This is a genomic window from Microcoleus sp. BM001215392, from assembly GCF_036700185.1.
Taxonomy (GTDB): Bacteria; Cyanobacteriota; Cyanobacteriia; order Cyanobacteriales; family Microcoleaceae; genus Microcoleus.
This window is the reverse complement of sequence record NZ_JAUBOJ010000004.1, coordinates 45,316-55,835: the sequence shown is the minus strand read 5'-3', so window position 1 is coordinate 55,835 and position 10,520 is coordinate 45,316. Positions and strand designations below refer to the sequence as shown.

At 47.7% G+C, this 10,520-nt stretch carries 7 protein-coding genes; 4 read left to right on the top strand and 3 right to left on the bottom strand.

What is annotated here, in order from left to right; translation table 11 throughout:
* Positions 1-246 precede the first annotated feature (246 nt).
* Complete coding sequence (gene gltB, locus QT974_RS01075) at positions 247-4,833, bottom strand: glutamate synthase large subunit (protein ID WP_333466693.1); 4,587 nt, start codon at positions 4,831-4,833, stop codon at positions 247-249.
* A gap of 500 nt (positions 4,834-5,333) precedes the next feature.
* Here gltB and QT974_RS01070 point away from each other — a divergent pair, with 500 nt between their 5' ends.
* From QT974_RS01070 to QT974_RS01055, 4 genes are all read left to right on the top strand, one after another.
* The gene (locus tag QT974_RS01070; protein WP_333466692.1) at positions 5,334-5,753 is read left to right on the top strand and encodes a phosphomannose isomerase type II C-terminal cupin domain; all 420 of its coding nucleotides are present in this window, start codon (positions 5,334-5,336) and stop codon (positions 5,751-5,753) included.
* A gap of 88 nt (positions 5,754-5,841) precedes the next feature.
* Positions 5,842-6,168 (top strand): HesB/IscA family protein, encoded by a 327-nt coding sequence (locus QT974_RS01065; protein ID WP_333466691.1) that lies wholly within the window; start codon positions 5,842-5,844, stop codon positions 6,166-6,168.
* An 11-nt stretch (positions 6,169-6,179) separates the two neighbouring features.
* Positions 6,180-6,746: a Uma2 family endonuclease gene (locus QT974_RS01060; protein ID WP_333466695.1), complete on the top strand. Its 567-nt coding sequence runs from the start codon at positions 6,180-6,182 to the stop codon at positions 6,744-6,746.
* Positions 6,747-6,860: 114 nt separating this feature from the next.
* The gene (locus QT974_RS01055) at positions 6,861-7,706 is read left to right on the top strand and encodes a class I SAM-dependent methyltransferase (RefSeq protein WP_333466690.1); all 846 of its coding nucleotides are present in this window, start codon (positions 6,861-6,863) and stop codon (positions 7,704-7,706) included.
* 128 nt (positions 7,707-7,834) lie between these two features.
* Here QT974_RS01055 and QT974_RS01050 read toward each other — a convergent pair whose 3' ends face one another.
* Positions 7,835-8,833, bottom strand: a complete 999-nt coding sequence (locus QT974_RS01050; protein ID WP_333466689.1) for a glycosyltransferase family 2 protein — start codon at positions 8,831-8,833, stop codon at positions 7,835-7,837.
* Positions 8,834-9,130: 297 nt separating this feature from the next.
* Entirely contained in the window at positions 9,131-10,345 is a 1,215-nt protein-coding gene (locus QT974_RS01045) for a response regulator (RefSeq protein WP_333466688.1), read from the bottom strand.
* Positions 10,346-10,520: the final 175 nt, after the last annotated feature.

Sequence of the window (10,520 nt, the reverse complement as noted above, 5' to 3'; positions counted from 1 at the left end):
AAATGTCGCTTTTAGGCAAAGTCTAGATCCCCCTAAATCCCCCTTAAGAAGGGGGACTTTGAAAGAACGTTCTTGTCCCTCCGTTAAGAAGGGGGACGAAAGAGAATACTTCTTGTCCCTCCGTTAAGAAGGGGGACGCAAGAATATTTCTTGTCCCCCCCTTATTAAGGGGGGCTAGGGGGGATCTAGACTTCGCTACAAACAAGAGAAACTCTTGCTACATGAGTAGAATTCTAGCGCAGAACCCTAACTGCCGCCAATCCGGGCGACATCGCGAGCATTTTCCTCAAAAGCCGCCGTCAGCGCATCATCACCGCTTAAACCCGCAGCGATCGCCCTTTCGATTGCCTGCAACACCCGCTTATAATCCATCGGCATCACCTTCACAAACACTGGCAACATCGCATCCCAATTTGCCAAAACCTTTGATGCTTTCGCACTTCCAGTCAAATCAAAATGAGTCTGAATCAACTGCCGCAAATCGGCAATTTCCTCAGCATCCTCCAACTTTTCCAAACCTACCATTGACATATTGCAGCGAGTTGCAAAATCCCCCGCCTCATCCAAAATGTAAGCAACACCGCCACTCATTCCCGCTGCAAAATTGCGCCCGGTGGCACCCAAAACTACAACTTTGCCGCCAGTCATGTACTCGCAACCGTGATCGCCGACACCTTCGACTACTGCGTTAACGCCGGAGTTGCGCACCCCGAAACGTTCGCCGGCCAGCCCTCGGATGAAAACCTCGCCAGATGTCGCTCCGTAAAGCACTACGTTGCCGACGATCGCATTTTCTTCTGCGACAAAGGTGGAAGCTAGCGACGGGTACAGCACGATTTTGCCACCGCTGAGCCCCTTGCCCAAATAGTCGTTGGCTTCGCCTTCGAGCTCTAGGGTGACTCCTTTGGGTACGAATGCCCCAAAGCTTTGCCCAGCGCTACCTTGGAAGTGCAGGTGCACGGTATTATCGGGTAAACCTTCCCAGTGGCGTTTGGTGATTTCGTTGCCGAGAATTGTGCCGACAACGCGGTTGACATTGGTAATTGGCAAAGTCGCTTTGACTGGTGTGCCGTTTTCGATCGCACTTTTGCACAAATCCAGCAGTACACTAAGGTCGATCGACTTTTCCAAACCGTGATCCTGCGCCATCTGACAGTAGCGCCCGACATCCTCCCCAACTTCCGGCTGATACAGGATGTTCGAGAAGTCCAAACCCTTAGCCTTCCAGTGTTCCACCGCTTGTTGCGCTTCCAAAACATCGGTGCGCCCAACCATTTCATTCAGCGTGCGAAAGCCCAACTGCGCCATGATTTCGCGGACTTCTTGGGCGATGAATGTCATAAAGTTTACTGTGTGATCGGGATCTCCGGTAAAGTTTTTCCGCAACAGGGGATCTTGGGTGGCAACGCCGACGGGGCAAGTGTTTTGGTGGCAAACGCGCATCATGATGCAGCCCAAAGTCACCAGCGGCGCGGTGGCAAATCCGAATTCCTCAGCGCCAAGCAGTGCAGCAATTGCTACATCGCGGCCGGTTTTGAGTTGTCCGTCGGTTTCCACCGCAATTCGGCTGCGGAGATTGTTGAGTACCAGGGTTTGGTGAGTTTCGGCCAATCCCAACTCCCAAGGTAATCCGCAGTGTTTGATCGAAGTTTGGGGTGATGCGCCTGTACCGCCGTCGTAGCCGGAGATCAGCACCACATCGGCGTGGGCTTTAGCAACACCTGCTGCGATCGTCCCAACTCCCACTTCCGACACCAATTTGACGCTAATCCGTGCTTCCCGGTTGGCATTTTTCAAGTCGTGAATCAATTCGGCCAAATCTTCGATCGAATAAATGTCGTGGTGAGGCGGAGGCGAAATCAAGCCGACACCGGGAGTTGAGTGCCGGACTTTGGCAATCCACGGGTATACTTTTTTACCGGGTAACTGTCCGCCTTCTCCGGGTTTTGCCCCTTGCGCCATCTTGATTTGGAGTTCCTTGGCTTGGGAAAGGTACAAGCTGGTAACGCCGAAACGCCCGGAAGCAACTTGTTTGATCGCACTGTTTTTCGAGTCACCGCGATCGTTTGTCCAAGTATAGCGATCGGGATCTTCGCCACCTTCGCCAGTGTTCGATTTGCCACCGATGCGGTTCATGGCGACGGCTAGAGATTCGTGGGCTTCTTGGGAAATCGAACCATAACTCATCGCCCCAGTTTTGAAGCGTTTGATAATAGATTCGATCGGCTCAACTTCCTCAATCGGAATCGATTCCCGCTGCTTAAATTCCAGCAAACCGCGCAGGGTAAAATGCTGTTGACTTTGTTCGTTAACCAGCCCGGAATACTGTTTGAAAAGCGGGTAACTGCCTTCGCGCACCGCTTGTTGCAGGGCGTGAATGGTTTGCGGGCTGAACAAGTGGGCTTCGCCTTCCTTGCGCCATTGATATTCGCCGCCGACATCGAGGGTGTGTCCGCTGGATGGGCGATCGGGGAATGCGTGAGTATGACGTAAAATCGCTTCTTGGGCGATAATTTCGAGGTCAACTCCGGCAATTCGCGATGCTGTCCAAGTGAAGTATTTATCGACTACGGATTTGTTTAAGCCGATCGCCTCAAATATCTGGGCACCACGGTAACTTTGAATGGTGGAAATCCCAATTTTCGACGCAACCTTGGTCACGCCTTTGGTTGCGGCTTTGACGTAGTTTTTGCAAGCTGTCTTGGTATCAACATTTACCAGCAAACCTTCGCGGATCGAATCTGCGATCGTCTCAAAAGCTAAATACGGATTGATCGCACCGCAACCGTAGCCGATTAAAGTCGCAAAGTGATGCACTTCGCGCGGTTCGCCAGATTCGAGCACCAGTCCCGCCCGCGTCCGCGTACCTTGGCGGATCAAGTGGTGGTGGAGACCAGCAACTGCTAGCAATGCGGGAATTGGAGCGTTTTCGGCATCGATTCCCCGATCGCACAAAATGAGAATATTTACCCCAGAGGCGATCGCACTGTCGGCTGCTGCGAACACATCTTCTAAGGCTTGTTCCAAACCTTTCACTCCTGTTTTCGGGTCAAACAAGATCGGTATGGTAATCGACTTGAAATTACCTTGGGCAACGTGTTTGAGTTTAGCCAATTCTTCATTGCTGAGAATTGGCGTTTTCAGTTCAATTAAATGACAACTTTCCGGTTCCGGCTTGAGCAAATTGCGTTCAGAACCAATTGTCGTTTCCGCAGAAGTAACAATTTCTTCGCGGATCGAATCAATGGGCGGATTCGTAACTTGGGCAAACAGTTGTTGGAAGTATTCATAAAGTAGCTTTTGGCGATTGGAAAGCACAGCCAGCGGCGTGTCTGCACCCATCGCTCCGACAGCTTCCACACCATCTTTTGCCATCGGTGCTAACAGCAACCGCAGCTCTTCAAAGGTGTAGCCAAAAGCCATTTGACGCTGGATTAATGTTTCAGGATTGGATTCTGTCAAATCCTTAGCATCTGGCAGTTTGGCAATCTCGACCATATGCTGGTCAATCCACTCGCGATACGGATGTTCGGAGGCGATTTGATGTTTGATTTCCTCGTCCGAAATGATCCGGCCTTCGGCTGTATTTACCAGAAACATCCGGCCTGGTTGCAAACGGCCTTTTGAGAGAATTCGTTCCGGTGCGATCGGCAAAACTCCCGCTTCCGATGCCATAATTACCAAGTCGTCCTTGGTGACGCAGTAGCGGGAAGGACGCAAACCATTGCGATCGAGCACAGCGCCGATCGATGTTCCGTCAGTAAAGGCGATCGAAGCCGGGCCATCCCAAGGTTCCATCAAGCAGGAATGGTATTCGTAGAAAGCCTTTTTCTCGTCACTCATCGACTCGTGGGCTGTCCAAGGTTCAGGAATCATCATCATTACAGCGTGCGGTAAAGAACGCCCAGCCAAATAAAGCAATTCCAAAGCATTGTCAAAAATAGTTGAGTCACTACCATCGACATTGATTAAATTCGGGATTTTCTTTAAATCATCGCCGAATAGTTCCGACTCGAACATCGATTGCCGCGCGTTCATCCAATTGATGTTGCCGCGCATGGTGTTAATTTCGCCGTTGTGGGCGATGTAGCGGTAAGGGTGCGATCGTTCCCAACTTGGAAAAGTATTCGTGCTGAAGCGCGAGTGAACCAGCGCTAAAGCGCTTTCCATGTCAGGGTCGTGGAGGTCGGGATAATAGTCTCCCACTTGTACGGGCATCAACATTCCCTTGTAGACGATCGTCCGGCACGACAGAGTGGAATTATACCAGTAGGGGTCTACATTCGTCCTGCGGATGGCATTGTGGGCGCGTTTGCGGATCACGTAAAGTTTTCGCTCAAAACCCGCCTCGTCCATACCTGCGGGACGGGCTAGGAACACTTGCTGCATCAAGGGTTCGCTAGCTTTGGCGGTATCGCCCAGGGATGAGTTATCAGTGGGAACTTCGCGCCAACCGAGCACGGGACATCCTTCTTCCGCAGCGATTTCGGCAAAAATGCGTTGCCCATTTTCCCGTTGAGTCCGATCGCGCGACGAATAAATTGCCCCAACTCCGTACTCGCCAGCTTCTGGAAGTGCGATATTTAAAGCTGCGGCTGCTTTCTTAAGAAATTTGTGGGGTACCTGCATCAAAATGCCCGCCCCGTCTCCGGTGTTGGGTTCGCAGCCGCAGGCGCCGCGGTGGTCGAGGTTCAGCAGGATTGTCAAAGCCTGTTCGACGATTTCGTGTGATTTGTTACCCTTGATGTGTACAATAAAGCCGACTCCGCAAGCGTCGTGCTCGAACTGCGGATCGTATAGGCCTTGTTTTGCTGGCAGTCCGTTGCTGTTCATTTTGATATATTCCTAAAAGTGACGGAGAGATTGCGATCGATACAGTCCCAAGCTTTTTATTGTACCTAATCTGTATTTTCTAATCATGTCAACTCATGTTTTAGTGATTAATCATTACTCATTAGTCATCAGCCATTAGTCAGAACAAAAATTCTCTCCCTCTTTACCCGCTCCCGAAGCCTGATAGCCCGCTCCCGGACTGTCGCCCTCTCCCACCCCGCTTCACTCCCGTTAAGCTTATTTAAAGCACAGGCCTTTGAGAATGAAGATTTGATGTAGATTTTGCCGATCGAGCGAATCACGGATGACAACTACTGCGATCGTTTTGCTATGGTGGTCAAGGTGGGTCGATCCAGATTTCGCAGGTAAAAGTGCAAAAGTCTACAGTCCGCTAACCGGTTCGCGCGATCGAACTGCGGTTTTCAGGATAAATTAGCTAATACCAAACCCAAAGTCGTTTAACACAGGATTCAGCAAGCAATCCCCAAGGAGTGAAAATCATGGTTCAAATTCAAGAAATTTCTCAACTATCTACTCTGCACGCACCTGCTGCATCCAACGAAATAACCGCTACAGAATCGCGGCCTTGGGGCTCGTTTACGACCCTAGAAGAAGGCCCAGGATATAAAATCAAGCGAATCGAAGTTAATCCCGGACATCGCCTCAGCCTGCAAATGCACCACCACCGCAGCGAACACTGGATCGTAGTTTCTGGTACTGCAAAAGTTACTTGCGGTGAAACCGAACAAGTTTTGTTTACAAATCAGTCTACCTACGTTCCACAGTGCATCAATCACCGTCTGGAAAATCCAGGAGTTATCCCGCTGGTTTTAATTGAAGTACAGAATGGCGAATATCTCGGAGAAGATGATATTGTGCGCTTCCAAGACGATTATGCCCGTACAGAAAAGGCTAAGTAACTCACTCGTAAGGTGCGCAATGCGTACCCTACATTTCCAGTAAGGTGCGCATTGCGCACCCTACATTTCCAATTACAAATTACCAATAATGATTCATCTGAGTAAAACCGCAGCCCTAGAAATAAACCGTCTCAAATCCAAGCATTCTCATCCCAATGCTTTGTTTCGTCTGGGCGTGGAATCGAGCGGCTGTTCCGGTTTGTCCTATACAATGGCATTTGACGATGCGCCCGTCCCAGAAGACACTCTCTGCGAGTCCGAGGGAGTTCAAGTTGCGATCGACCCCCAGCACATAAAATATCTCAATGAGCTCACCTTAGATTATTCAGAAGACTTGATGGGCGGAGGTTTCCGCTTCCACAACCCCAATGCAGCCCAAAGCTGTAGCTGCGGTAACTCATTTTCTGCGAGGTAACAATCAATATGATGACACTCAAAGACTTAGAAAAAGTCCAAAAAACCTTCAAAGAAGCCGGTCAAGATTACCAACTTGAACTAGAAAGCGGGAGGATTATCATTGTGGGGCCGTCAGATATTGTATCTAGCGAAATAGGTGTAATTTTCAGTTGGCTGCTCGCCAATTGGGTTTATCCCCGCCGTTTAGGTCGAGTTTTTGACTCCGCCGGTGGCTTTATTTTACCTGATGCGAACCTCACAGCACCCGATGTTTCCTTTGTGCGCGCGGGCCGGATCAGGCAAAGTCCCCGTTATTTCGGAGAATTAGTCCCCGACTTGGTAGTAGAAATTAAATCACAGAGCGATCGTATTAAACCGCTCGAAAAAAAGATTCTCAATTTTATCCAACTCGGCGCACAAGTAGGCATTTTGATCGACCCGGATCAAGAAACTGTAACAGTTTACCGTCCCGAAGGCGAACCAATTGTGCTGGGTAATGGAGATATTTTGACGGTATCCGAACTTTTTCCTGGTTGGGAATTGCCCATTAATGAACTTTGGCCGCCAATTTTTACTGAAGCTGAAACTGAAGTATAATCTCGAATTTGAATATAAGTAGTTTGAACGAACCGCGAAGACGCAAAGGACGCGTTCGGCGAAGCCGTTCCCGAAGGGTAGGAAGATAAGAGAAGAGAAAAGGAAGATTTCAGAATGGTAAAAGAATCAGAAAAAAACCACAATTGGTCTAACGAATATATCGCCACCTACAGTTACGAACAGCGAAAAAACTGGTACAGTGAAATCGCAGGTTTCTACAACAAAACTAGACCGCGCTATCCTCAAAAACTAATTAATCGCGTTATCGAATTAGCCGAACTTCCCTCAAACGCCAACATTCTTGAAATCGGCTGCGGCCCCGGAATAGCCACTGTTCCGTTTGCAGAATTAGGTTTTGCAATGCTTTGTCTCGAACCCAGTCAGCCAGCTTGTCAGCTAGCGCTACAAAACTGTGCAACTTATCCATCTGTAGAGATTAAAAATAAAACTTTGGAAGAGTGGGAATTAGAATCTGATAAATTTAATGCTGTACTCGCCGCGACTTCTTTTCATTGGGTGTCACCGGATATTCGCTATCACAAAACGGCCGCTGCATTAAAAGATAAAGGTTCATTGATTTTGCTGTGGAATGCCGGAGTTTTGCCCCAGGATGAAGTTTACCAAGTTTTGGATGAAGTTTATCAAAATCAAGCTCCGTCTCTAGCAGAATATCATGCCAAAGAAAGAGCAAATCAAGCAGAAACTCTCAAAGAAATCGGACAAGATATCATCGACTCTGGGCTGTACGAAGATTTAATTTACGAACAGTTAGTTTGTCAAATTACCTACAGCATAGAAGATTATCTAGCACTTCTGCAAACTTACTCCAAGTACATAGCGCTCAATGATAAAAAAAGAACATCATTGTTGGTAAATTTGCGGGAAGCCCTCCAAAAAAACTGCGGAAATAACATCAAAACTTCCTATCTTTCAGCCTTTCACCTTGCCAAAAAACTTTAGCACTTTTTCTCTTCTCTTCCTTCGTGTCCTTTGCGCCTTCGCGGTTCGTTAAAAAAAACCTTATTTACCAATGCTAGAAGGTTTGTAGTGAGGAATGCAAGTCCTCTAAGAAGGACTTGCATTCCTCACTACAAACCAGTTTTATTGTGGCTGGTGAGAATTGTCCACTGCATTAACTGCTGCCATTCGGGAGATTGAGTTAATAAATCTGCATCCAATTCATCGCCCGCATCCTGCGAAAATTCGGTAAAACACTCCGCCCAATTAATTACTGTTTCCACAGGCAAATAAGGCGTATAATTCCAAGAACGCTGCAAAAACTCTGCCATCTCAGCAAAATGACCGGTGCGGTGCAAATACCAAGCAATCCAAACAAAGGTACTGTACTTGATTTGCTTTTCCAACAAACGTATTTTATCGGGCAATTCGGGGCGGGAAAAAAAAGTTTCCGTGACGGCTGCGAGGGATTTAGCCTGCGGTAAACCTTTGTACATGGCGCTTTGTTCGTGCTGGCGGTAGCAAACTGTTACTTGTCGCAACCACTCTGTTTCGCATCCCATTAAGGCTAAACGCAGCGCTAAATCTGTATCTTCCGCCGGGGGAAATCGAGGGTCGAATCCGCCTGCTCGCTCTAGCCAATGGCGGCGAAATACCATCGCACTCGGTAAGACTGGTTTCCACCGCAGCCACATTTCTAAGTCTAATTTAGGAATGTTTTCCCATGGTTTGACATCTTTGATCGGTTGACCTATACTGTTAACTTGACGCCAGCCGCTGTGGACTATTCCTAGATTTGGTTGCGCTGCAAATACAGCCATTTGTGCTGATATTTTGTCGGGTAAAAAGTAGTCATCTGCATCGAGAAAAGCGATGAATTCTCCTCTGGCTAGCTCGATGCCGCGATTTCGGGCAATAGAAACTCCTTGATTTTGTTGGTAAATGTAGCGCAGGCGATCGCCATATTGTTCTAAAATTAATCTGGTATCGTCTCGCGAACCGTCGTCTACTACAATAATTTCCCAGTCAGTATAGGTTTGGTGCAGCACGCTATCTACGGCTTGCCCGATGTAAGCCGCGCAGTTGTAAGCGGGAATTACCACGCTTACCTGCGGAGTTCGATCGCTCATAATTAATAATATCTAGTCCGATGGATTATACCATTTTTGATTGTAAATTTGAAATTAAAAAATTAAATACTTGGGAGTGACTGATGACGATCGATAAAATATTTATAGGCTGCACCATCCGACGCTGCGCCACAACGGGTACCAGCCCCGACGCCAGACCGTCAATTCCAAAATTTTAGATTAAGTTCGACAACCCGATTCACTGCGCTGCAAGTAAATCATAAATCTCAAGTCGAATATGGAGAATCGACGCTGCGCACCCAATCTACAGCGATGCTGTTTGAGCGTAATTTTGATTTAAGAATTGGCTAGGCTAAGTTGCTGCGAATTGAGTAAATCATGGCGGGGAGTTGTCAGAGGGTTGCGATCGCCTTTTACCTTCAAATACTTGTCAACTACTTGCAAAACTTCTTGCGGTTTTGCAGGCTTGGTCAAAAAATCCGAAGCACCTGTAAGTTTTGCTCGCGTGCGGTCAATTATACTATCTTGACCGGTCAAAAATACGATCGGAGTTTCCCGAAAAGTCGATGTTTTTCGCAAAAAATTGCACAAAGCAAAGCCGCTTGTCTTCGGCATCACCACGTCCATAAAAATTAAAGCAGGTCTTTGGTTGGAGAGAATGCCCACTCCTTGCATCGGGTCTTGAATTTTTAGGACTCGATACCCTGCCGGTAATAAAATTTGTTCTAAAAATTCGCATACTGTCGGACTGTCATCGATACAGGCAATCAAAGGCCGCACTGGCCCAATCATCGCCGAAGCAAGGCGCCACTGTTCTATAGGCGAGGGCAAGTCTGGTACTGTTCGGAAATTTACTAAACCCTGCTTCATGTAATTAACTAAAGCCCGAGTTGCCACTGTCACGCACTGTTTTTTCTTGAACGCAATATCCCAAAGAGTATTTTCGCCGTTAAATACGTTAGCTAAAGCGATCAAAGAATTAGAACTAAATCGATTTTCCTGCAACTGTGCCGACGCTTTTAACAGAGGTGCTTGTTCTGGTTCTACCAACCACAAACCCATTGCTTTCCACTTCTGCCAAATTTGTTCTGTAGAAAACAGAATTTGCTCTAATTCTGTTAAAGACAGCAGTAAAGAAGATGTGATTTTAGAAAAATATTTTTCCGACGGACGCCACTCCCGGCGCAAGCCAGATTGACCGATCAAAGCAAAGAACACTTCGGAAACGCCGCTGTGGACGATCGCCTTAGCTTGTTCCAAACTCATTTCGCTGGCTGCTACTCCTTGCTGAAGCAGTTGATACTCCCACAGTTCTCCAGCATCCATGTCTCTGAGATCGACTTGAAAGTTGCGACAGTGTTGCCCGATCCCCCTATACCAGCGCCTCGCCCTGTGGGCGCCTCCTGTGGCGTAAACCAAACAACCCTGGAAAAAGTAAAGTTGCCACTGTTGTTCGCCTTGCTCTAAAATCAATTTCCCTGTTGCTTGTTTCTGGCTCAGCACTGCCAGAGTATGGGACAACATTTTGTACCCGATTGCGGTAGCAGACATATCAACTCGCATCCCCTGTCCTCCCGTTTTTCCTATTATATAACTGCTGAGTTGTGGAATAAAACAGTAATATTACGGAATTTAGGTCAAAAATAACAATTAACTCTGGGAGTTTAACCCCCTCAGGTACTGATTCCCCTCAAGAGTTTTAGCCATAAAGATGCAAGGCCTATTT